Below are 21,514 nucleotides of genomic sequence, written 5' to 3'. Positions count from 1 at the left end.
GCCTATATTCAGATACCGGGGTAGGGCGCACTGCTGCTTTATGATCAATCAGCAGGTGTCGATTAGTCGGGCGAGGCCGCGACATAATCGCGTCGCCCTGGGGGCGTCTGACGTTCGGCAGGCTGAGTGCCAATGCCTCCCTGACGAGATCGTCTCGCGTCATTCCGCCAGAAAGCCGGGCTGCATGCGGGTCACGTAATCGGCTAGGCGCTGCGTCCGCAGCATCCCCGCCAATTCGTCCGCCTCCTGTTCTGTTTCGATGATTTCGCGCTTTCGCCATAGCTCGCGACCCTCCGCAACTTCGTTTCTGAACATTTCGTCAAATTCCGCTTCGCTAAAATATCGATCGCGGTAGCCCTTATCTTCGAATTCCTCCACCAGTTCAGAGGAGGGATAATGCCAGCCCCTGACAGGGCATGGCGGACCTTGAAAGCCGCGAGGCGGATAACCCCGCCAGCGCCGAATGTATTCTTCGAGAAATAATTCAGCAGATCGCGCTCTAAGCATGAATTTCAAAGGTTTTCCGTCTTTTCCGACCGCTTCCGGGTGAGCGTAAAAGAGGTTTTGAGGTGCCAAACCTTGATCAACATACCGTTGCGCTCTATCGGCAAAGTAGCGTGCTCCAAGCGGCGGCTTTTTCGACATGGACAGGTGGCCTTGCGCCTCCGCATCGTCCAAGTCTTTCTGCACGTACTTGCAGACATACCGCACCGACGCAGGGCCTACATCGTCCCAGAACGAGAACCCATGGTGCCAGTGCGGTTGCATGTATTTGGCTGTTCGCAGCTTATGCTCAGGGACAGGCCCATGCCAAAATATGAGGGCGTGCCAGTGGGAGCGCCCTTTTGTGCCGCCATATTCGCCTACGACGAAATAGCTGCACGGAAAGCGAGCTTTCCTGAGACGTTTGAAATAATTCTGCACGTCAGAGTAAGTCAGCACATGAGCGCGCTCGTGGGAAACTTCCCCGTAGTGCTTGCCCTCAAGACCCCGCCCGTAAGTCAGGGTAATGGAGTGGCAGGCAGTGCTGGTCTTACTTTCGGCAATGCATCGACCGGTCCAATCAAGAATTTTCCGCTCTTGGCATTGCCAGCATACGCGACACCCGACGAGGGCGCCATTATCCAGTTTATTAGGTGCTATGCACATACGTCCCCGCTCGGGTGTCACTAAATGCACTTATCGTCAAGAATGTCTGTGGTGCCCGCCCTGCCTGCCTTCCTTCCTTTGATCCTTGGTTGATCCGTCAGGAAGGCAGGCAGGGCTACGCAACCGCCGAGCGTGCGGCGGTCGCGAAAGATTTTTCTACGATTTGTGGGAAATCGTCCGACCTGGCGCGCTGATTTGCGCAACAAATATCCGACTTCGAGTAATAAAATTACAAGAAGTCGTGCGCCTGGTCGAAATGGCAGGGAATATTATTCCCGGCGAACGAGCTTGCCCCGCGCATTGTACATATGCGGCGGCTCAGGCTCCATCATGCGCCAGTGAGCCAGCTCCCAGTGAGCCGGATCGTAAAGCTTCTGATCGCTCTTATCGCCGTCGCCATCCCAATCACCGCCCCAAACAATCGGAATTGAGAGGCGCTTTGCCACCTCGTTCCCGATGTGGCCGATCATGTCCCAGCACATCTCTGGCAGATCCCATCCACGATTGCAGTGGATCAGATCCACAGCAGCGAACCTATGCGGATACGGGTCAGAGCCCCGTAGACGCGACCGCCCAAGAGCATAGGCCGCGTCTTGATCCGCAGGTGTGCGCACGATGCAATGAGCGAACATTGGCACCCCGAGGGACGCCATACGACGAACCATGGCCTCCTCAAATTCGAGGATTTTCGGGTGCGCACCCTCACGGTTTGCGCGCCATTGCTGTTCGTCATATTTCGGGTTTTCGAGATATGGCCGGTTCATCATGGCGCGGAGAGCCGCGCCATGGTTCACAACTGGTTCGTTATTCACCACCGGATTGCCCGCCTGTTCCGCCCGGAGCCTGTTCAGACTGTGTATCGGATGAAACCGATCCTGAGTCCTGTTCGCGTGCCGCTGCACTTGCAGCAGCAAGAGCCGTTCGCGCAGCGAGCAATTCACGTTCGTTTTCCTCCAGACGTTCACCGACGACACCGAGCAACGCAGCCATACGCCTTTCCATATTCTGCTGCATTTTGCGTTCCATAATCTCCAGTTCCGGGTTGCGAGCGCGCCTTTCAACGATGCTCGTAAAACTGGTAGCGTCGACGGGCTCAACATCGGCTCGCGTGCCGTCCAGAGTGTCGAACCACAGCTCTCCGCCGATGGCGAACAGCTTGTACGGCCCGGTAATGTTGAACTGGATTTCATCCAGCCCCTGCACGTATGCGAGGAAGATCGCATCCTCGCAATCCTCGGTTTTCACATACAATGCGAGAGGGGAGGGGGCGTTTACACGCAATCTGACGGGCCGCAGATGCTCGACATCAGACGAAATAACGGCAGCTTCGCCATCAGGCAGGCACTGCCAATCATAAACGGAGAGGACCCTTTGCATTCCAATTTCTCCCTATGCGGCCACTCCCATCGGGAGGGCCTTCACAACCAAAAATTGGTATTTGCAGCATAAGGTAGATTATGGAACAAGTGGGCTTTGCCAAGATGATCAGGTGGTTGGCGTGGTGCCCTCAGATCGCGTCAAGTTCGAAGCTGAGGCCGTCATAGGCCGGTTCCACATGCGCCGGCGTCTCTGCCATCACAGTCTGGTAATCGAGCGGAATGTGCATGTGGGTCAGGATGGCGCGTTTCGGCTTCAGGCGCGCGATCCAGTCAAGCGCCTGTTCCAGCGACAGATGGCTCGGATGCGGCCTGTATTGCAGCGCATCGATGATGAGCACGTCGAGGTTTTGCAGGCTGTCCAGGCTTTCCGACGGAAAGTCGCTGACATCGCTGCAATAGGCCACGTTGCCGATGCGGAAGCCGAGCGAGTGAATGTCGCCATGCACCTGGCGATGCGCCCGGAACGCGATCGTGCCGCCCGGACCGCTGACGGCGATCGGTGCGGTGAGATCCTCGATCAGATTCGGCTGAACGATCGGCGGATAATTGCCGCCCGGCGGCGTCTCCAGGCAGTAGCCAAAACCCTGGCGGATCCGCTCCATGGTAAAGGCATCGGCGAAGATCGGAATGCGCTGACGCTGGGCGTGAAAGTAGCCGCGCACGTCATCGATCCCGTGCAGATGGTCTGCATGGGCATGGGTGTAGAGAACGGCGTCGAGCCGCGTTACGCCGGCCGAAATCATCTGTTCGCGAAAATCGGGGCCGGTGTCGATCACCACGGTGGTCTTGGCGCCGTCCGGTGCGACCTGCTCCACCAGAAAGGCGGCACGGCGGCGGCGGTTGCGCGGGTCGGTCCGGTCGCAGGCACCCCAATCGCCATCGAGCCGCGGCACGCCGGGCGACGAGGAGCAGCCGAGAATGGTGAAGCGCTGCCGAAACCCCTGCACCGAACCTACACCCTGGTCATCTTCGAGAAGCAACGGAATGCGTTTTCCGTCGTGATCCGCGCCATCTCCTCGTAGGAGATGCCCTTCACCTCGGCCAGCACTTCGGCCGTGTTGACCACGTAGGACGGCTCGTTGCGCTTGCCGCGCCAGCGCTTGGGCGCAAGATACGGCGCATCGGTTTCCACCAGCAGCCGGTCGAGCGGCACGGTTTTGGCGATCTCCCGGATGTCTTCCGATTTCGGGAAGGTCAGGATGCCGGAAAAGGAGATGTAGCCGCCGTGTTCCACGCCGCAATCGGCGAGCGCCTGTCCGGCGGAGAAGCAGTGCAGGATGAAGGGGAAGGCGCCCTTCCCCGTTTCGTCCCGCAGGATCGCCGCCATGTCCTCGTCGGCGCTGCGACTGTGGATGACGAGCGGCAGCTGCGTGCGTCGCGCCGCCTCGATGTGACGGCGAAGTCCGGTCTGCTGGTCGGCGGGCGTCTGCGTGTCGTAGAAGTAATCGAGGCCCGCCTCGCCGATCGCGACGATCTTCTCGTGGCTTTCGGCGAGGTGCACCAGATCGTCGGCCGTGACGTCCAGTTCCTCATCGGCATTGTTCGGATGCGTGCCGACCGAGCAGAACACGGAGGGATAGCGTTCCGTCAGTGCAAGCAGGGTCGGAAGCTTCTTCACCCGCGTCGAGATGGTCACCATCTGGGACACGCCGGCCGCATGGGCGCGCTGAACCAGTTCGTCGCGCTCGGCGTCGAAATCGGCAAAATCCAGATGGCAGTGGGTATCGATCAGCATGATGATGTCTCAGGCCTTGTCGGCGTCCGGCGCAACATAACGCGGGAACACCGGCGAGGGTGCCGGCAGTTCCGTGCCAGGCTGCAGACGACCCGCCTCGCCCAGCCTGTCGAAGCCGCGATCCTCTTCCGCCACCGCGACCAGATCGAGGATCTTCGCAGCAGACTGCGGCATGATCGGCTGGAAGAGGATGGCGATTTCGCGCACCACTTCGGCCGTCACCCACAGCACCGTTTCCATGCGCGGCACATCCGTCTTGCGCAGCACCCAGGGCTCCTGGGCGGCGAAATAGCGGTCGGCCTCGTTGACGATGTTGATGATCGCAGCCACCGCCTTGTGGATCTGCTGGCGGCCCATCTCCTCGCGGCAGACGGCAATCGCCTCGTCGGCCGTGGCGAGAATGGCCTTGTCCGCGTCGGTCAGTTCGCCGGGCTGCGGGATCTTGCCCTCGCAGTTCTTGGCGATCATCGACAGCGAGCGCGAGGCCAGATTGCCGATGCCGTTGGCGAGATCGGCATTGATGCGGGCGGCGATCGCCTCTTCCGAATAGCTGCCGTCCTGGCCGAAGGACACTTCGCGCAGGAAGAAGTAGCGCACCTGGTCGAGGCCGAAATGGTTCACCAGATTGACTGGATCGACCACGTTGCCGAGCGACTTCGACATCTTCTCGCCCTTGTTGAGCAGGAAGCCGTGGGCATAGACGCGCTTCGGTAGCGGAAGACCCGCCGACATCAGGAAGGCCGGCCAGTAGACGGCGTGGAAGCGGATGATGTCCTTGCCGATGATATGCACATCGGCCGGCCAGTATTTGGCGCGCGGGCCGTTCTGGTCGTCCACATAGCCGGTGGCGGTGATGTAGTTGGTCAGCGCGTCGACCCAGACATACATCACGTGCTTCGGATCGTCCGGCACCTTGATGCCCCAGTCGAAGGTGGTGCGCGAGATGGAGAGATCCTTCAGGCCCGACTTGACGAAGGATACCACCTCGTTGCGGCGCTCGGACGGGCCGATGAAATCCGGCTGCGCGTCATAGAGCGCAAGCAGCCTCTCCTCATAGGCCGAGAGTCGGAAGAAGTAGCTTTCCTCCTCCACCCATTCGACAGGCGTGCCTTGCGGTCCGTAGCGCACGCCGTCGGGGCGCACCTCGGTTTCCTCTTCCTGGTAATAGGCCTCGTCGCGCACCGAATACCAGCCGGCATAGCTGTCCTTGTAGATGTCGCCATTGGCGGCCATGCGGCGCCAGACCTCCTGCACCGTCAGGTGGTGGCGCTGTTCGGTGGTGCGGATGAAATCGTCGTTGGAGGCGTTGAGCAGTCCGCCCATGGCGCGGAATTCATTGGAATTGCGCTCGGCAAGGGCTTCCGGCGTGATGCCTTCGTTGCGGGCCGTCTGCTGCATCTTTTGGCCATGCTCGTCCGTTCCCGTCAGGAAGAACACATCCCTGCCATCGAGCCGCTGGAAACGCGCCATGGCGTCGGTCGCGATCAGTTCGTAGGCATGGCCGATATGCGGCTTGCCGTTCGGATAGGAGATGGCGGTCGTGATGTAGTAGGGGGTCTTCGTCGACATTGCGGCCAGCATTACCGTTCTTGTTCAGGTTCTCTGGTCCGCGTCTTAACGCAAGTTTCGCGGATGCGAAACAGCAAGTTTCCGTTTGATACCCCAGCCCGCTACCGCGTCACATCCTCCAGCAGCGACAGGATCGTCTGCTTGCGGTCGAGATTGTAGGCCTGCGAGATGCCGATCCGCTCGCCGATCTCGGATGACAGGCGCGAGGCGCGGTCGGCGCCGGCCAGATCGCCGGCAAAGGCGGCGGCCCGCGCGCGCTCCACCAGATGCTCGCGCAGATGATCGAGGAAGAAGCCGAAGATCACGTCATTGTCCTTGGCCGAGAGCACATCCGCCAGCCGGTGCATGGCGCGCCGCGCGGCGGGGCCGGAGGATTGCAGCACCTCGTTGAAGGCGGCAACGATCTCCGTGCCGCCGTAGTTCAGAAGCTTCAGCGCCTGTGAAACGCTTCCAGCCGCCTCGGTGAGCACGTCTTCGGAGGTGCGCCCGCCGTCCGGGGCGAGACCGAGGGACGTTAGGGCTTTGGCCAGATCCGGACGGGAAAGCGGCGACAGTTTCAGCGGCAGGCAGCGGGAGCGGATGGTCGGCAGCAGCCGTCCCGGCGCATGGCTCAGCACCAGAAACAGCGCCCGCTTCGGCGGCTCCTCGAGGATTTTCAGGATGGCATTGGCGGCATTGCGGTTGAGGTCATCGGCCGGATCGATGATGACGATGCGCCAGTTGCCCGTGCCCGAGGTCTGGGAAAAGAAGTGCCCTGCCCTTCGGACCTCGTCGACGGTGATCGCCGTCTTCGCCTTGCCGGTCTTTTCGTCCACCGGCCGTGTGAGATGCAGGAGATTGTGCGAGGCACCCGACGCGATCTGCCGACTGACCGGCGTGTTCGGATCGGGGTCGCCAAGCCGTTCGGGCGCGCTGGCAGGCTCCGGATGGGAGAGCACGTGATTGGCAAAGCGGAAGGCGAGCGTTGCCTTGCCGATGCCCTCCGGTCCCTCGATCAGAATCGCATGGTGGCTGCGGCCGGAGCGATAGAAGCGCGCCAGGAAATCTTCCGCATCGGCGTGCCCGAACAGATGCGGATTGACCTGCGGCGCAACCGCACCCTCCAGAATGCCGTGGCCTTCCTCGCTCATGCCGTGCCTGTCCCCGCAATCCGTTCTGCAAGACTGGCCTCTACCAGTTGCAGGATCTCTTCGGCAATCGTGGCCTCGTCGCGCGCCGCATCGAGCACGCGGCAACGATCGGGTTCCGCGGCGGCAATGGCGAGAAAGGCCTGGCGGCGCGTCTCGTGCACGGCGATCTCTTCCTTCTCGAAGCGGTCGGGCGACACCGCCTGCCCCGCCGCTGCGGCCGCGCTGCGGCGGCCGGCGCGCGCGAGCCCCTCGGCGGCGGGCAGGTCCAGGATCAGGGTCAGATCCGGTTTCACGCCGTCGATCGCCACCCGCTCCAGCCGTTCGATGAAGACGGGGTCGAGATCGCCGGTAATGCCCTGATAGACCCGGGAGGAATCGATGAAGCGGTCGCAGAGAACCACCTTGCCGGCGGCGAGCGCCGGACGGATCAGGGCGCGGACGTGATCGGCGCGCGCGGCGGCAAACAGCATGGCTTCCATGCGCACGCCAAAGGGTTCGGCCGCGCCGGAGAGAATGACATGACGCACCGCTTCCGCGCCGGCCGAACCGCCCGGCTCCCGTGTGACCACCACATCATGGCCGGCCGCCTTCAGCGCTTCTCCCAGGCGGCGAATCTGGGTGGACTTGCCGGCCCCTTCCCCGCCCTCGAAACTCACGAACAATCCGGGTGTATTGACCACTTTTCCGTCGCTTTTCCTGTCCTGCTGCACTCGGTTCTAGCCGATTGCGCCACAATGCGAAACCGCGCGGTCTGCGTTAAAGCCAGAACAGGGCAAGTTCGAGGAGCGCATCGGTGGCGCGCGAGACGAGCGATCCCTGCCCCACCGGCGCGGCCGCATAAAGCGGCACCTCCTTCAGCGGCCGCTCGCCCTCGAAGATCTTCAGGACGCCGACCTGCTGGCCTTCGGCAACCGGCGCGCGCAGCGGCCAGCGATAGACAATACGGCCCGACAAACGCTCTGCATTGCGTGAGGGTACATAGACATCCACGGCCTCGCGCGCCACGAGATCGATCGCATGGCGATCGCCGCCATAGATCGATGCCTGACCGATCGCCTCGCCCGGTTGAAACAGCACGCGGGTGGTAAACGACGACAGCGCCCAATCCAGCACGCGGCGCGCTTCGTCCTGGCGGTCCTTGTCGCTCTGCAGGCCGCCGAGCGCAAGAAACAGGCGCGTGCCGTCCCGCTCGACGGAGGCAACCGCCGCGAAGCCGGAACCTTCCGCATAACCGGCGCCCAGCCCGTCAATGCCCATGCCGAGTGACAACAGCGGGTTCTTGTTGCGCTGGAAGATCTTGTTCCACTCGAAATCCGGCTGGGCGTAGAGCCGGTAATAGTCCGGGTACTGGTGATAGATATGGCGGGCCAGTTCCACGAGGTCGCGCGCCGTGGAGCGGCTTTCCTCGGACGGCAGGCCGGTGGCATTGCCGAACAGGCTGCGGGTCAGGCCGAGATCGCGGGCGCGCGCGCTCATGCGCTCGGCAAAGCGGGCTTCAGACCCGCTAAGGCCCTCGGCGAGGATGATGCAGGCATCATTGGCATTGTGAATGACGACGCCCCTGATCAGATCCTCGATGCGGATTTCGGAGCGCAGCGCGGCAAACATGGTCGTCGTGCCGGAGGGCGCGCCGCCCTTGCGCCAGGCGTTTTCGGAGACCCGGTAGGTGGTATCCGCCGTCACCTCGCCCTGCTTCAGGGCTTCGAAGACGAGATCCATCGTCATCAGCTTGGCAAGCGAGGCGGGCGGAAATGCCTGATTCTCGTTCTGCGCCAGCAGCACCGTGCCGGACTTGTCTTCTACCAGATAGATCTGCCGGGATTTGAGCCCCGGCAGGCGGGTCTCGTCTGCCGCCCTGGCGTAGGGCGTGGGGAACGCAGCCGCACAGGCCACGACGCATGCTGTCAGGAACTTTGAAAGGTCAGGCCAGCGCATGAGGACACTCTTCAACCGCATCGGCCATGCCTAACAAGCATGGCCGGCCGGTGCAACCGCGCGTTCAGCGCCGCGCGGCTTTCGGGGCGGCTCCGCCGCCATCCGTTTCGAGAACGCCATCCTCGCGCAGCACGACATTGCCGAACATCACGCGCGGGGTCTTGGCGCTCGGTGCCGGCGCGGCAGATGCCGTTTCCATGGCCGGGCGCGCCTTGGCCGGAGCGACCTTCGGTGCCTCGATCCGCGACGGCTCCGCCCGGTGGGCCGGGGCTGCCTGTACGGGTGCTGCCATCTGCGCCTGTCGCATCACCGGTACGGCCGGCTGCACGACGGAAGCAGGCTTGCGCTGGACAGCAACAGGCTGCGGCAGGACTGCCTGACGAACCACCGGCTGAGGCTGGACGGGCTGGCGCTGGGCAATAGCAGGTGCCGGACGGGCTGCCGGGGCCGGCTTGGCCTGCGGCGCGTCATAGGACCTGACCGCTTCCTCGAAGGAAGCGCTGAGCGGCTTCACCTTGGCAGGCTTGCCCTGTGGCGTGGAGCCGGCAAAGGCCGTCTGCGACGAAGTGCGGCTGCCATAGCTCTGCAGATCATCCCCGAGCGACCGGTTGGACGCCACCATCACGCCCGATGCGATCTGGCCTTCCGGGTTGATGACCCCTGGTACGCGCTCGCCCTTGCGGACATAGGAGGCCATCAGGAAGGGCATGTCGCGGCCGTCCATGCGGGCGCGCCCGACATACTGTACGTTGACGCGGGCTGTCCCTGTGCGGCGGAAGTCGAGAAGTTCGGCGGTCTTTTCCGAAACGTCTATCACGCGGCCCGGGTGGAAGGGCCCGCGATCGTTGACGCGTACGATCACCGAGGAGCCGGTATCGAGATTGGTCACGCGCGCATAACTCGGCAGCGGGAAGGTCGGATGAGCGGCCGAGATGTAGTCGCTGTCATAGACTTCGCCATTGGCGGTCATGCGCCCATGGAACGCGGAACCGTACCAGGAGGCAAGACCCGACTTGTTGTAGTTCGGATCTTCCTTCGGCACATAGGTTTTGCCCTTCACTTCATAGGGGTCGCCCACCAGGAAGCGGCCGCCGCCCCGCGGCACCGGCTGGCCGTCCGCGATCACCCGCGGGCTGGCCTTCACGCCATATTCGCTCTCGGCGAAATATTCCTTGCTCTTGCTCTTGCCCTTCTTGGCAACCGTCGTCGGGTTGCCCGCACAGGATGCCATGCCGATGCAGACGAGCGTCAAGCTCAGCCACCGCGCACCCAGCCGAAGTTTACCAGAATAAGAAGTCAAATCGTGTCCCACGCCGCTTTGAGGTTCATCCAGGTCCTCGTCCGGATGTGTCCCCCCGCGCCTTTTTGCATCTATGGTTAATGCTCAGGCTCATGCCCGGCAGTCTTGCCTGTAACGTGGCTAAAATGCGATCCAAAACAGGGGATAAGGAAAATTCGATGAGATCATGGTTAATGAAGAATTGATGTTTCGGCCTCCCCAGTCGAATCGGTACAGGATTGGAAACCCTTCTGCCTTGTGATCACGTCTTGTTGCCTTGCCTCCCCGGCAGACGGCTGCAATGTGACGTGATGATGTCTCCCCGTCCCTTTCGTTTCCTGGCCTGGCTCTCGCTCGCCGCCATCGTGTTCGTGACCGTCTCGCCGATCGGACTTCGTCCGCATGATCCGCTGCCGGTCAATCTCGACCGCGCGCTCGCCTTTGCTGTGATGGCCTTTCTGTTCGTGATGGCCTATCCACGGCGACCGCTTGTGCTTCTCGTGCTGCTGGTCGCCAGCGCCGGCGCCATCGAGGCGCTGCAACTTCTGGCGCCCACGCGCCATGCGCATCTGCTGGATGCGTCCGTCAAAGGCATGGGGGCGGCCTGCGGCGCGTTGCTGGCCTGGAGCTGGCAGTCTCTGCATCTGCGCGCTCGACACGTGCTTGCGGCGCGCCGGCGGCGCTGATTGCCGGGCGACTGTCAGCGGCGGACAAGATCGAGAACAAGCCGTCTCTGCGTCAGCGCGAGGAGCAGCGCATAGACGACGCCACCCAGCGCAACGCCTGCCGCAAGCTGCAGCACGGCGCCGTGGAAGATGATCAGCCCCTCCCCCTGCGCCAGCCGCACGGCGATCGCCATGGCGCCAGCGACGGCCAGCGGCAGAAGCGTGTCGCGCATGCCCTGCGCCAGAGGCAGCCGCGCCACCTTCAGCACGATGGCGAGATAGGCAAGCAGCACGAAGAGGTTGGCGATGCAGAGCGCCAGGCACAGGCCTTCCAGCCCATCCCACCAGGCGCCCAGCGTCATGGCCGCCACTACGGTGATGGCCCGCCCGAGCCCGAACCACCACAGCACCGAGGCATGGCCGGTGGCCTTCAGATAGGGAATGAAGCTGCCGCAGGGCGACATGATGCCCTTGGATACGGCGAGAAGCCCGAGCACCGGTGCGGCAAAGGCCCATTTTTCGCCGAACACCACCGTCATCGCCGGCTCCGAGACCGCCCAGATGCCGAACAGAAGCGGCGCCAGTAGCAGCGTGGTGGCGCGGGTGGTGCGCGACAGGACCTCAGCCTGCCGGGCATTGTCCTCGTTCATGCGACTGAAGGAGGGAAACAGCACGCTCATCAGCCCCGTCAGCACGATCTGGTTCGGCAGGTCGGACAGACGGTTTGTGAGGTTGAACGTGCCGGCCTGTGGCAGGCCGAGCATGCGGGTGATGATGACGATGGGCGACTGGAAGGAGAGGAAGTTGACGAAATCCGCCCCCACCAGCCTCACCCCGTAGCTCATGTGGCGCTTCAGTTCACTCGAGGAGAAATGCAGGCCGGGCAGATAGCCGGCCGCGACGAAGAGGCCGAAAAACCGCAGGACGGCGCTCACATAGAGCTGGACGATCAGCGCCCAGATGCCGTAGCCGCCGAGCACGACGGCAATCGCCGCCATCGCGCCCAAGGCTTCGGCAACCACGGTGACGAAGGCATCGCGATCGAAGGCCATGCGCCGGGCCAGTTGAGAGCTTGCCACATCCGGCCCCAGATAAAGCACGAAGAGCGGCGAGAAGACCTGCAGCAGCCAGCTGGCTTCCGGCGCACCAAGCAGCGTTGCCAGCGGATCGGCCCAGACAAAGACGGCGACCGCCAGGAGGGCCGAGACCGCAAGATTGGTCCAGAACACGGTATCGTCGCTGACGGCATCTTCACGGGCGTCGCGGATCAGTCCGGCCGTGAGGCCCGCGCCGGCAAACATCAGCAGGAAGGTGATGACGATCATGCCGCTCGCCACCATGCCAAGTTCTTCCGGCGAAAGGTAGCGGGCCAGAATCGGGACGCTGATGAATTTCAGGGTGAAGATGGCGATCTTGGACGAAATGCTCCAGACAACGCTGGTCAAGGTCTTTCGCTGCTCTGCCATCAACCTCTCCTGCCGCATCGTTCCGGAACAATGCCGGAAGGATCGAAGCCAAGCTTTGCCGTTTCGGTGCAGCCAAACGGCATTCCATGGCCGATCTAGGGCAGTATTGCTGCAGCGCAAGAGAAACCGAGCGGTGAATGCGGCTCGTGTTGCATTGCAGCATCGTTGATCGCCAGTTGACGTACCCCCGGCCTGCACGATAAACCCACCGCCGAACCGTGGCGCATGGCGCCGAAGGCATCCGGAAGAGTGTCCGAGTGGTTTAAGGAACCGGTCTTGAAAACCGGCGTGCGGGAAACCGTACCGTGGGTTCGAATCCCACCTCTTCCGCCAGTTCTCGAGTGCTTCTGAAGTCTGTTGCCTAGGGATGCAGGGGCCTGTCTTCCGCCTGACCGAAAATCATCCAGTGCTCATAGCCGGAGCTCAACTCACCGCGGCGCACCGCGGCTTCAACATCGGGATTGGCCAGCAGATAATAGCGCTCGCGAAAGGGTGAGGGCTGTGCCTCGATACCCATGTACAGGCGCAGGAATATCGCCATGATACGCTCCACGGCTTCGTGCGCCACATGAAGGTGGTCGGACGAAAAGACGCTGCTGCGTGGTGACATCGCCACCATGTCATAGACGGGAAAGTAATCGACGTTATCGTGATCCTGGGCAAACAGATCTGCTGCAACTCTGAGTGTGGATTTGGACAACATGTTGGCCGTCATGACGTCGCGTCCTGAGAAGGTTTCGTGCAGGGGAACCGGCGATACCGTGACGATGATCCGCATCTCGGGATTCAGCTGCATCAGCAGCGTGCGGATGCGATCGAGATCCTCAAGGCTTGTCGCAACGTCCATAATCCGAAGCTCATAGCGCTCAGGGGCTGTCCGTGTGGAATGAAATCCGGGGGCGGCATTCAGATATCGCCTGCTGTCAGTATCATACCACACTTCATTCAGGCCAAGCGTGATGATCACGGTAGTGGCCTGCTGCAGCCGTGCAAAATAATCGGATATGATATACGCGCGTCTCTCCATCGCCCGCTCGAGCGGTACAGGACGTGTCCCCGGACAAAGTTGAAGATCGCGCCAGCCGTCGGCCCGCTCCTCGAAGAGCGCAGGGGTGATCTGAGGCTGCTCCAGCACCCATTCCACCTCGTTGCGCATGGACTGGGTGGTGAACTTGTTGACGATACCCGTGGGCCTGCTCGACCACTCTTCCTGCGGGCAGATGATCTTCCGGCTGAGGACGGAGATGTTCTGGTAGATCAGGTGTTCCTCGATGCTGCGGGCAAAACAGGAGCCGATGCAGAAGACGCGCTCATCCTGCCCCAGACGAAATTTCGGCGTATGGACGACCTCCACCAGTTCCTGCGAAAAGCGATCGATATGTTCCTGCCACCGAGCCACTTCTGCTCTGGCTGCCGTCTGCCATGCCGCCTGCCCGCTGAACGTCCTGATTGCCATTGCATTCCCTCATGTCTTCGGCGCATCAGTGCCAGAAGCCCGACGTTCGGGCAATGAAATTTCAGGGGCTTGCTCGCTGATTGCCGGTCTGGCTGGACACGGATCACAAGGGCGATCCGCTTGGCCACATTTTCTCATTGATGCACGTTTCGGTTGATTGTAAGTATCGTCTTAGAAATACTTTCAGATGCCGGAGCCTGGCCATGCATGTCGCTCTCAGCATTCTTCCGAAATTCGCTCCCCTTCGACAACTTCGAGGCTGGATGCGGTTTTGTCTTATTCTCAACAGTCCTGATCGTAATCCTCATCAAAACATCAGGGTTCGTCGATCTCGCGGGACTGTCGATCTTGATCCAGGTTCTTACGTTGAATGGAACGTACTTCTCTTTCGTGACTATGAGGGTGAGGAGAAGAGGCTGTTCTGTCAGCTCGCGGAAAGTCGGGGGCGCGCGGGTCTGGTTCTGGATGTCGGAGCCAATGTCGGTATGCATTCGCTGACTTTTGGCGAGCATTTTGACCGTGTCTTCGCCTTCGAGCCTAATCCGGTGGTCTATGAGCGTCTGGTACGCAACGTTGAAACCGGGTCTGACGGAAACATCACGACCTTCAATATCGGCCTGTCTGACCGTGACGACATATTGCTCTTCTATCAGCCGACGCACGCGAACCAGGGGACTGGTACCTTCGATCCATCCTTCAAGGTGGATGGCGCCCGGGAGGTCTGTCTGCCGGTCCGAATAGGTGACGAGATCCTGCGTGAGCAGGGACTCGCCGCGCGCGTGGATGCGGTCAAGATTGACGTGCAGGGTTTCGAGCCGCAGGTTCTGTCGGGTTTGCGGCAATCGCTTCAGGCAAGCCGTCCTCTCATCTGGTTTGAAGTGTCGGACTCCACGATCGCGCGGTTTTCCGACTATGGGGGGCTGAGTTCCGTCATTCCGTTCCCCTTCACGCTGTTTCGCTTCCACACGCGCCTTGTTGCTGGCCTTGTTTATCGCACGGATCTTGTGCCATGCGGGATCAACGAGCCACTGGTCAACGCAGACTACGTGGTGGTGCCGACTGACTAAGCAGACCCGATATTCCCTCCGGCAGGCGTTTCGTCGGCGCTGACGGACAGCACGCAGGTTCCGACACGGACCTGCGGCACGCCTGCCTAAGCCGACGGCCGGATTGTTGTGCCCGCATGCGCCATGCTGGTCGGCTTCTCGACCCGTGCGGTATTCGGCTGCGTTGATCCTCTCCTCCGGCTCTACCACTGCATGCCTCAAAGGCCTGTCCGAAGGCGTCAGTTCCTCCCTTGTCGCGGTGGAAGCATGCGACCAGCCGGAGAGAGGAGTCGCCCCCCTTCCGGATCCTCCGCTTGCCTTTGCCCCAGTTCTGTCAGCAGGCTGTCGGCGATGGCGAAACAGCATATGGCCGCATGGGTTCCCGCGCCCTTGTCATGCAACCCAAAAAAACGATCACAGATCAGTTTCGTGCAAGGTTGATCCATCATCTGATTATGTGTCGGAAAAACGTGTCTGTGGACGACGGTTGGATCATGAGGATCGCACATGCTGAGTGAAATGGATCTCGTACTCGACTGGCAGCAGCGGGGCATGAGTGCCCGCGTTCTGGGGTTGCGTCCTGGAGACAATCCGCTGCTGGACAAGCGCCCTGCCCGTCACGGTGCGCCGCTGGCGGAATGGCAGGCGAAGTGTGAGGCCTGGGCTTTCGGCTGGCGCATCGAGGATGCCAGCCGCAACTGAACCTGCGTCATTTTGCGGAACAGGCTAGGAAATTGCAGGCCATGCGTGCAGATGTGTTTCGTGATGAGACAGGGCCGTGTTCGGTTAACCTTTTGGAAATGATGCGCTTGTAAGCTTGTCCACCTGTGTCATCGTCTCGTCAGGGACAAGGAGCTTACGTCCATGGGCCAAAGACACGCCCCGGCCGAAGAGGCCGAACTCGATATCTGCCGCCGCTTTCAGGTGGAGGCGGCCATGCTGGACATGATCGCCGCCCTTCGCGCAAAAGGACTGGACCAGGCGGAAATCGCGCTGACGCTGGCGGATGCTGCGGAAGACTATGTCCTGCGGCTGGCGCAGAAATCCGCCGACAGCGACGATATGCTGTTCTATCAGTGACGGCGTTCCGCGCGTCGCGGGAACGGGAGGCTGCCTTGGCGGTTCGGAACGCGGAAACCGGGCTGTGTCAAGCGGACGCGACGGCGATGAAGAACATGGGCATTTTTCCGCTTTCTGCCCATGGCCGACGAATTGGCAGGCGAGCTTCCCACCCGTCCGGCCCGGTTCCAGCCTCCTGTAACGACAGCCCTGAGGGGCACAGTCCTTACTCTGCCGCCTTCGGCATTTCCGCATCCAGTTCGTAGGAATAGCCTTCCAGCATGGAATAGGCCTGTTCGATCACCTTGATCTCGGCTTCCGCCTTGCTCATGGCATCGGCAATCGCATCGCAGCGGGCCGACAGCATGCGGCCCAGCACGTCGCTTTCCGGCCGGCGGCCGATACGGTCCATGTGGTTGCGAATGCGGCCCCGGTGCCGCTCCAGCTCCAGAATGTGAAAGCGCGTGTTGACGATGCGGTCGGTCAGCTTGCGGCGCATGGCGGCAACGGGATCGAAACTGCCGGGCTGCCGCTCGTCCAGGATGATGTCGTTGACGAGAGCATCGAGCATCATCAGGCCTTCCAGATCCTTGGCATCCGTCAGCTGCGGATCGAAGCCTGTATCGTCGTAGATCTTGCGGCGAACGGGATCGAGCAACAGCTCGTAAGAAGCCTTCAGTTTGGAAAAGGTCTCCACGTCGCCGCCGGAATCCGGATGCGCAGTCTTGGCACGGTGGCGATAGGCGGATTTGATCGCCTGCCCATCGGCATCGCGCGGCACGCCAAGCATCTTGTAGGGGTCTGTCACGGTTCCACCGGGCGTCTGGCTGTCCAAGGTTACCTCTCGTCGTCTCACTCGCCGGAAGGGTTCAACCCCTTACCGCATCCTGTGGCGAAACAGGGGCCGGCGCGTCCTTTTCCCCAGGCTTTGCCACCGGCACGAATCGCTGCAGCGGCCGCGGTACCCGCCCCTGCGCGACCGGAGCCATGATGAAGCTGAGGCACAGGAAGGGCAAGAGCAAGGCAAAGCTTGCCGTCAGCCCCACATGTTCGGCCACAAAGCCGAGGAGCGGCGGCACGCCGATGCTGGAGAGCAAAAGCGTCAGCGACAGAGCCGCCAGATTGTCCGCCGCCGGACCGCGCCCCAGCTCGATCGTGGTGGCAACCGCCAGCGGAAAGCCGAGCGCTACCCCGCAGCCCATCAGGAAGAGGCCGAGGGCTGCGAGCGGCAGGCCGCTGGTCGAGAGCAGGATCGCAAGGCCGATGGCGACACAGGTGGCGGAACCGCGCACCAGCAGCAGCGGCCGGAAGCGTTCGCGCAGCCCGTCACCCACCATTCGCGTGGCGCCCATGCCGACGGTGAAGCCGGCATAAAGCACGCCGGCCGTCGCGGCATCGGCATGCAGGATCTCCCGCAGGTAGAAAATGCCCCAGTCATAGACGGCGCCTTCGCTGATGCCGATGCCGAACACCATGATGCAGATCAGGATGATGATGCGGTCCGGCAACACGAAGACCGGGCGACGGCCACCGGCCAAGGGGACCCGTGCCTGCCGAGGTTCAACGGGTGCAATGTTAAGGACGACGAGACAGCAGAGCACCACCACGATGGCTGCGCCGCACTGGTGCAGCAGCGGCGAGACCTCGCGTCCCGCCAGCACGCCCGAGATCAGCGAGCCGACCAGCAGACCGATCGACCAGAAGCCATGGCTGCGCGACAGCACCTTCTGGCCCGTGCGCTTCTCGATGCCGGTGGAAATCATGTTGGCGGCGACGTCGTGAATGGTGCGGAAGAAGCCGAACAGCAGGAACAGCAGGAAGAAGCCCCAGACGGGTGCCACGGTGAGCGCCGGGGTGATGAGACCGGCCACCGCCAGCATCAGCGGCGCGGCAACGCGTGGCGTCAGCCGTTCCGTCACCCGCCCGGCAAGCGGCAGCGCCATGAAGGTGCCGACCGGGGCGCCGAGCAGCGCCAGCCCGAGCACGGCCTTGTCGACGCCAAGCGTTTCCTGAATCTCCGGCAGGCGGGTGAACAGCGACACGAACAGCAGCGCGTTGCAAAAGAAGAGAAGCGCGGGCGGCGCGAGAATCATCATGGGGAATGTCCGGGGCGGGAGAGGCGATCTTCTGTCGCATTCGTCCATGGCAAGAACAAGGGCGGAACGGAGGCGGGCCGGTGATCGGTTGCACTATCGTGGGCGTAGTGACTGCATCGCGACAGTCGCGTAGTGTGAAGGCGACGCCCGGAAAGGGCAGCCTCCCTTCCCCGCGCGGCGACATCGCGTTCTCTCACGCGATCACGAGGAGGACTGTGCGCATGGCGTTTCGACCTTTTCATGCTGTTCTGCTGCTCGGGCTCATGCTTGCCCATCCTGCCGGCGCCGAGGATCCGGTTGCCGATGCCCAGACGGTGATTTCCCGGCAGATCACGGCCCTGATGGCCGGCAATGCGCGTGAGGCCTACAGTTTCGCCTCGCCCGCAATCCGCAGCCTGTTTCCGAGTGAGGCAGGCTTTTTCGACATGGTGCGGCGGTCCTACACGCCGCTGTCCGAGCCCGGTCATTATGCCTTCGGCCGTGCCAAGGCGGTGGCGGGCGGCGAGATGGTGCTGCAGGAGGTGATCGTCACCGGCCGCGGCGCGAAAGACTGGAGCGCGATCTACGAAATGCGCCTGCAGGATGACGGCAGTTACAAGGTCAACGGCGTGCGGGTGCTGCAAAGAACCAGCAGCACCGGCATCTGAGGCGTTCGTTCAGTCGTCGCCGCGCGCCCAGGCGTCCTGCGTCTCGGCCATGAAATCCGCGTAACGGCCCTCGGCGATGGCCTTTCGGATGCCCTGCATCAGCTCCTGATAGTAGGAGAGGTTGTTCCAGGAGAGCAGCATGCCGCCCAGCGCCTCGTTGGAGCGCACCAGATGGTGCAGGTAGGCGCGGGAATAATCGCGCGTTGCCGGGCAACTCGACTGTTCGTCCAGCGGCCGCATGTCTTCGGCATGCTTGGCATTGCGGATGTTGACCTTGCCCTTGCGGGTGAAGGCCAGACCATGGCGGCCGGAACGGGTCGGCATCACGCAGTCGAACATGTCGATGCCGCAGGCGACCGATTTCAGAATGTCGTCCGGCGTGCCGACGCCCATCAGGTAGCGCGGCTTTTCCGTCGGCAGCACCGGCAGCGTGATGTTCAGCATGTCGAGCATCACCGCCTGCGGCTCGCCGACGGCAAGACCGCCGACCGCATAGCCCTTGAGGTCGAGCTGCTTCAGTCCTTCGGCCGAACGGATGCGCAGCGCCGGCTGGTCGCCGCCCTGCACGATGCCGAACATCGCCTTGCCCGGCTGGTTGCCGAAGGCGACCCGGCAGCGTTCGGCCCAGCGCAGCGAAAGTTCCATCGCCCGCTCGATCTCCTTGGGCTCCGCCGGCAGCGCCACGCATTCGTCAAGCTGCATCTGGATATCGCTGTCGAGCAGGCCCTGGATCTCGATGGAACGCTCCGGCGACATGTGGTGCGTGCTGCCATCCACATGGCTCTTGAAGGTGACGCCCTTCTCATCGAGCTTGCGCAGGCCGGACAGCGACATGACCTGGAAACCGCCGGAATCGGTGAGGATCGGCTCCGGCCAGCGGATCAGTTCGTGCAGGCCGCCAAGCCGCGCCACGCGTTCAGGCCCCGGGCGCAGCATCAGGTGATAGGTGTTGCCGAGGATGATGTCGGCCCCGCCTTCCCGCACCTGATTGAGATACATGGCCTTGACCGTGCCGACCGTGCCGACGGGCATGAAGGCCGGCGTGCGGATCGCGCCGCGCGGCATGGAGATTTCGCCGAGGCGTGCCTTTCCGTCGGTGGCCTTCAGGGTGAACTGGAAGTTTTCGGTGGTCATCGGGTGGTCTTCCGGAAAAGCAGGCTGGAATCGCCGTAGGAATAGAAGCGATAGCCCGTGGAAATCGCGTGGGTATAGGCTGCGCGCATGGTATCGAGCCCGGCAAAGGCGGACACGAGCATGAAGAGCGTCGAACGCGGCAGGTGGAAATTGGTCATCAGCACATCGACGGCGCGGAAGCGATAGCCGGGCGTGATGAAGATGTCGGTTGCGCCGGACCAGGCTTTCAGGGTGCCATCGGCCTCCGCAGCACTTTCGAGCAGCCGCAGCGAGGTGGTGCCGACCGAGACGATCCGCCCTCCCCGCGCCTTCACCGCATTCAGTGCCTCGGCGGTGGCGGCGGAGACATGGCCGATCTCGGAATGCATCTTGTGTTCGGTGGTGTCATCCGCCTTGACCGGCAGGAATGTGCCGGCCCCGACATGCAGCGTCACGAAGTGACGTTCGATACCGGCAGCATCGAGCGCCGCAAACAGGTCCGGCGTGAAATGCAGGCCGGCGGTCGGCGCTGCCACGGCGCCCTCCTCGCGGGCATAGATCGTCTGGTAGTCGCGGCTGTCCTGCTCGTCTTCCGGACGCTTTGCAGCAATGTAAGGCGGCAGCGGAATGTGCCCGACAGCCATGATCGCCTCGTCAAGCGCGGGGCCGGAGAGATCGAAGCGCAGCAGCACCTCGCCGCCCTCGCCCTTTTCCTCCAGAACGGCATCGAGTGTACCGAGCGCGCAGGTTTCGCCGGAATGGCCGAAACGGATGCGGTCGCCGATCTTCAGCCGCTTGCCGGGCTTGGCAAACGCTTTCCACGCATCGGGCGCCACGCGCATGTGCAGCGTTGCCGAAACATGCAGATCCGGTGTGCCCTCGCGCGAGCGGATGCCTTCCAGCTGGGCGGGGATGACTTTTGTATCGTTGAAGACCAGCGCATCGCCGGGCCGCAGGAAGGACGGCAGGTCGCGCACCACGTGATCCTGCAGCACGGTCGCTCCGTCCGGCTGCACGACGAGCAGCCGGGCGCTGTCACGCGGGCTTGCGGGCCTCAGCGCAATGTTGTCCTCCGGCAGGTCGAAATCGAACAGGTCTACGCGCATGGGGGGATCCGGGTGCTCCTGGCGGGTGTCTGGTGCGTGTCATCTGGCCGTCACGGGCCTTGCGCTGCTGATAAAGCGAGATGCGGCAAAAGAAAAGCGCCCCGGCAGAACCGGAGCGCCCGATGATGATCATGGAGACGGATCAGGCTGCGATGTCGGCAGCGACCTTCATCGACACGATCGAGTCCGGATCGGAAACAGGCTCGCCCTTCTTGACCTGATCGATCACGTCCATGCCTTCGGTGACCTGGCCCCAGACGGTGTACTGCTTGTTCAGCCAGGGAGCGTCGGTGAAGCAGATGAAGAACTGCGAATTGGCCGAGTTCGGGCTCTGCGAGCGGGCCATGGAGCAGGTGCCGCGCACGTGCGGAACGGCGGAGAATTCGGCCTTCAGGTCCGGCTTGTCGGAACCGCCCATGCCGGCACGGCCCGGGTTGAAGCTTTCGCCGCCCTTCTTGCCGAACTTCACGTCGCCGGTCTGCGCCATGAAATCGGCGATGACGCGGTGGAAGACCACGCCGTCATAGGCGCCTTCGCGGGTCAGTTCCTTGATGCGGGCCACATGGCCGGGTGCGAGATCCGGCATCAGGGCGATCACGACCTTGCCCTTCGTGGTTTCCATGATGATGGTGTTTTCCGGATCCTTGATCTCGGCCATGTGTCTCTCCTTGAGATGTTGGGGCG

The 21,514-nt window shown here is 62.4% G+C and carries 22 protein-coding genes and 1 tRNA gene; 6 read left to right on the top strand and 17 right to left on the bottom strand.

Annotated features, from left to right (window positions below; genetic code table 11):
• Positions 1 to 159: 159 nt before the first annotated feature.
• The 10 genes from FNA46_RS03290 to FNA46_RS03245 all read right to left on the bottom strand — a co-directional run bounded on the left by FNA46_RS03290 (position 160) and on the right by FNA46_RS03245 (position 10,128).
• Entirely contained in the window at positions 160 to 1,149 is a 990-nt protein-coding gene (locus tag FNA46_RS03290; protein WP_425468658.1) for a rolling circle replication-associated protein, read from the bottom strand.
• Positions 1,150 to 1,418: 269 nt separating this feature from the next.
• Positions 1,419 to 1,964, bottom strand: a complete 546-nt coding sequence (locus tag FNA46_RS03285; protein ID WP_142880910.1) for a hypothetical protein — start codon at positions 1,962 to 1,964, stop codon at positions 1,419 to 1,421.
• Complete coding sequence (locus tag FNA46_RS03280; RefSeq protein ID WP_142880909.1) at positions 1,954 to 2,526, bottom strand: hypothetical protein; 573 nt, start codon at positions 2,524 to 2,526, stop codon at positions 1,954 to 1,956. Before FNA46_RS03280 ends, FNA46_RS03285 begins: the two co-directional genes overlap by 11 nt.
• A 130-nt stretch (positions 2,527 to 2,656) precedes the next feature.
• Entirely contained in the window at positions 2,657 to 3,508 is an 852-nt protein-coding gene (locus FNA46_RS03275) for an MBL fold metallo-hydrolase (RefSeq protein ID WP_246102806.1), read from the bottom strand.
• On the bottom strand, positions 3,481 to 4,263 hold the full coding sequence (locus FNA46_RS03270; RefSeq protein WP_142880908.1) for a TatD family hydrolase: 783 nt from the start codon (positions 4,261 to 4,263) through the stop codon (positions 3,481 to 3,483). The genes FNA46_RS03275 and FNA46_RS03270 overlap by 28 nt, the downstream gene beginning before the upstream one ends.
• Positions 4,264 to 4,272: 9 nt before the next feature.
• Positions 4,273 to 5,832, bottom strand: coding sequence for a methionine--tRNA ligase (gene metG, locus FNA46_RS03265; protein ID WP_142880907.1), 1,560 nt, complete (start codon positions 5,830 to 5,832; stop codon positions 4,273 to 4,275).
• A gap of 101 nt (positions 5,833 to 5,933) precedes the next feature.
• Complete coding sequence (locus tag FNA46_RS03260) at positions 5,934 to 6,962, bottom strand: DNA polymerase III subunit delta' (RefSeq protein WP_142880906.1); 1,029 nt, start codon at positions 6,960 to 6,962, stop codon at positions 5,934 to 5,936.
• Positions 6,959 to 7,642, bottom strand: coding sequence for a dTMP kinase (tmk, locus tag FNA46_RS03255; protein WP_142880905.1), 684 nt, complete (start codon positions 7,640 to 7,642; stop codon positions 6,959 to 6,961). Before tmk ends, FNA46_RS03260 begins: the two co-directional genes overlap by 4 nt.
• Before the next feature lie 76 nt (positions 7,643 to 7,718).
• Positions 7,719 to 8,897, bottom strand: coding sequence for a D-alanyl-D-alanine carboxypeptidase family protein (locus FNA46_RS03250; protein WP_142880904.1), 1,179 nt, complete (start codon positions 8,895 to 8,897; stop codon positions 7,719 to 7,721).
• A gap of 64 nt (positions 8,898 to 8,961) precedes the next feature.
• Complete coding sequence (locus FNA46_RS03245; RefSeq protein WP_142880965.1) at positions 8,962 to 10,128, bottom strand: septal ring lytic transglycosylase RlpA family protein; 1,167 nt, start codon at positions 10,126 to 10,128, stop codon at positions 8,962 to 8,964.
• A gap of 359 nt (positions 10,129 to 10,487) precedes the next feature.
• Between FNA46_RS03245 and FNA46_RS03240 the strand changes: the two genes are divergently transcribed.
• A complete protein-coding gene (locus FNA46_RS03240; RefSeq protein ID WP_185969707.1) occupies positions 10,488 to 10,862 on the top strand; it encodes a VanZ family protein in 375 nt (124 codons plus the stop codon).
• Positions 10,863 to 10,876: 14 nt separating this feature from the next.
• Here the strand turns inward: FNA46_RS03240 and FNA46_RS03235 are convergent, their stop codons facing one another.
• Positions 10,877 to 12,307, bottom strand: coding sequence for a lipopolysaccharide biosynthesis protein (locus FNA46_RS03235; protein ID WP_185969706.1), 1,431 nt, complete (start codon positions 12,305 to 12,307; stop codon positions 10,877 to 10,879).
• 243 nt (positions 12,308 to 12,550) lie between these two features.
• Here FNA46_RS03235 and FNA46_RS03230 point away from each other — a divergent pair.
• A tRNA-Ser gene (locus FNA46_RS03230) sits at positions 12,551 to 12,640 on the top strand.
• Between the two features lie 28 nt (positions 12,641 to 12,668).
• On the opposite strand, the gene FNA46_RS03225 is transcribed toward FNA46_RS03230, so the two are convergent.
• A complete protein-coding gene (locus tag FNA46_RS03225; protein WP_142880902.1) occupies positions 12,669 to 13,763 on the bottom strand; it encodes a GSCFA domain-containing protein in 1,095 nt (364 codons plus the stop codon).
• Between the two features lie 203 nt (positions 13,764 to 13,966).
• Here FNA46_RS03225 and FNA46_RS03220 point away from each other — a divergent pair, with 203 nt between their 5' ends.
• From FNA46_RS03220 to FNA46_RS03210, 3 genes are all read left to right on the top strand, one after another.
• Entirely contained in the window at positions 13,967 to 14,830 is an 864-nt protein-coding gene (locus FNA46_RS03220) for an FkbM family methyltransferase (RefSeq protein ID WP_185969705.1), read from the top strand.
• A gap of 486 nt (positions 14,831 to 15,316) precedes the next feature.
• A complete protein-coding gene (locus tag FNA46_RS03215; RefSeq protein WP_142880900.1) occupies positions 15,317 to 15,511 on the top strand; it encodes a CrpP-related protein in 195 nt (64 codons plus the stop codon).
• Between the two features lie 162 nt (positions 15,512 to 15,673).
• A complete protein-coding gene (locus FNA46_RS03210) occupies positions 15,674 to 15,889 on the top strand; it encodes a hypothetical protein (protein ID WP_142880899.1) in 216 nt (71 codons plus the stop codon).
• Between the two features lie 205 nt (positions 15,890 to 16,094).
• Here FNA46_RS03210 and FNA46_RS03205 read toward each other — a convergent pair whose 3' ends face one another.
• Both FNA46_RS03205 and FNA46_RS03200 read right to left on the bottom strand, forming a co-directional pair.
• The gene (locus tag FNA46_RS03205; RefSeq protein WP_142880963.1) at positions 16,095 to 16,658 is read right to left on the bottom strand and encodes a J domain-containing protein; all 564 of its coding nucleotides are present in this window, start codon (positions 16,656 to 16,658) and stop codon (positions 16,095 to 16,097) included.
• 79 nt (positions 16,659 to 16,737) lie between these two features.
• Positions 16,738 to 17,964, bottom strand: a complete 1,227-nt coding sequence (locus tag FNA46_RS03200; RefSeq protein ID WP_185969704.1) for an MFS transporter — start codon at positions 17,962 to 17,964, stop codon at positions 16,738 to 16,740.
• Between the two features lie 221 nt (positions 17,965 to 18,185).
• Here FNA46_RS03200 and FNA46_RS03195 point away from each other — a divergent pair, with 221 nt between their 5' ends.
• Positions 18,186 to 18,611, top strand: a complete 426-nt coding sequence (locus tag FNA46_RS03195) for a DUF4864 domain-containing protein (RefSeq protein ID WP_142880897.1) — start codon at positions 18,186 to 18,188, stop codon at positions 18,609 to 18,611.
• A gap of 9 nt (positions 18,612 to 18,620) precedes the next feature.
• Here the strand turns inward: FNA46_RS03195 and tgt are convergent, their stop codons facing one another.
• The 3 genes from tgt to FNA46_RS03180 form a co-directional block, all read right to left on the bottom strand.
• Positions 18,621 to 19,745: a tRNA guanosine(34) transglycosylase Tgt gene (gene tgt / locus FNA46_RS03190; protein WP_142880896.1), complete on the bottom strand. Its 1,125-nt coding sequence runs from the start codon at positions 19,743 to 19,745 to the stop codon at positions 18,621 to 18,623.
• Complete coding sequence (gene queA / locus FNA46_RS03185; protein WP_142880895.1) at positions 19,742 to 20,830, bottom strand: tRNA preQ1(34) S-adenosylmethionine ribosyltransferase-isomerase QueA; 1,089 nt, start codon at positions 20,828 to 20,830, stop codon at positions 19,742 to 19,744. The genes tgt and queA overlap by 4 nt, the downstream gene beginning before the upstream one ends.
• A 142-nt stretch (positions 20,831 to 20,972) precedes the next feature.
• Positions 20,973 to 21,488 (bottom strand): peptidylprolyl isomerase, encoded by a 516-nt coding sequence (locus FNA46_RS03180; protein WP_142880894.1) that lies wholly within the window; start codon positions 21,486 to 21,488, stop codon positions 20,973 to 20,975.
• Positions 21,489 to 21,514: the final 26 nt, after the last annotated feature.

It is taken from the genome of Affinirhizobium straminoryzae, assembly GCF_007004135.1.
Lineage (GTDB): Bacteria > Pseudomonadota > Alphaproteobacteria > Rhizobiales > Rhizobiaceae > Neorhizobium > Neorhizobium straminoryzae.
Note: the sequence above shows the minus strand (reverse complement) of the source record. Positions and strands in the feature narration are given on the sequence as shown.

Bases quoted from the DNA above. Each gene is read 5' to 3' on its own strand.
- tgt (WP_142880896.1), bottom strand. From the start codon at position 19,745: ATGACCACCGAAAACTTCCAGTTCACCCTGAAGGCCACCGACGGAAAG.
- FNA46_RS03210 (WP_142880899.1), top strand. From the start codon at position 15,674: ATGGGCCAAAGACACGCCCCGGCCGAAGAGGCCGAACTCGATATCTGC.
- FNA46_RS03180 (WP_142880894.1), bottom strand. From the start codon at position 21,488: ATGGCCGAGATCAAGGATCCGGAAAACACCATCATCATGGAAACCACG.
- FNA46_RS03240 (WP_185969707.1), top strand. From the start codon at position 10,488: ATGATGTCTCCCCGTCCCTTTCGTTTCCTGGCCTGGCTCTCGCTCGCC.
- FNA46_RS03250 (WP_142880904.1), bottom strand. From the start codon at position 8,897: ATGCGCTGGCCTGACCTTTCAAAGTTCCTGACAGCATGCGTCGTGGCC.
- metG (WP_142880907.1), bottom strand. From the start codon at position 5,832: ATGTCGACGAAGACCCCCTACTACATCACGACCGCCATCTCCTATCCG.
- FNA46_RS03225 (WP_142880902.1), bottom strand. From the start codon at position 13,763: ATGGCAATCAGGACGTTCAGCGGGCAGGCGGCATGGCAGACGGCAGCC.
- FNA46_RS03260 (WP_142880906.1), bottom strand. From the start codon at position 6,962: ATGAGCGAGGAAGGCCACGGCATTCTGGAGGGTGCGGTTGCGCCGCAG.
- FNA46_RS03290 (WP_425468658.1), bottom strand. From the start codon at position 1,149: ATGTGCATAGCACCTAATAAACTGGATAATGGCGCCCTCGTCGGGTGT.
- FNA46_RS03270 (WP_142880908.1), bottom strand. From the start codon at position 4,263: ATGCTGATCGATACCCACTGCCATCTGGATTTTGCCGATTTCGACGCC.
- FNA46_RS03200 (WP_185969704.1), bottom strand. From the start codon at position 17,964: ATGATGATTCTCGCGCCGCCCGCGCTTCTCTTCTTTTGCAACGCGCTG.
- FNA46_RS03220 (WP_185969705.1), top strand. From the start codon at position 13,967: ATGCATGTCGCTCTCAGCATTCTTCCGAAATTCGCTCCCCTTCGACAA.
- FNA46_RS03245 (WP_142880965.1), bottom strand. From the start codon at position 10,128: ATGGCATCCTGTGCGGGCAACCCGACGACGGTTGCCAAGAAGGGCAAG.
- FNA46_RS03205 (WP_142880963.1), bottom strand. From the start codon at position 16,658: ATGCTTGGCGTGCCGCGCGATGCCGATGGGCAGGCGATCAAATCCGCC.
- queA (WP_142880895.1), bottom strand. From the start codon at position 20,830: ATGCGCGTAGACCTGTTCGATTTCGACCTGCCGGAGGACAACATTGCG.
- FNA46_RS03280 (WP_142880909.1), bottom strand. From the start codon at position 2,526: ATGCAAAGGGTCCTCTCCGTTTATGATTGGCAGTGCCTGCCTGATGGC.
- FNA46_RS03195 (WP_142880897.1), top strand. From the start codon at position 18,186: ATGGCGTTTCGACCTTTTCATGCTGTTCTGCTGCTCGGGCTCATGCTT.
- FNA46_RS03235 (WP_185969706.1), bottom strand. From the start codon at position 12,307: ATGGCAGAGCAGCGAAAGACCTTGACCAGCGTTGTCTGGAGCATTTCG.
- FNA46_RS03215 (WP_142880900.1), top strand. From the start codon at position 15,317: ATGCTGAGTGAAATGGATCTCGTACTCGACTGGCAGCAGCGGGGCATG.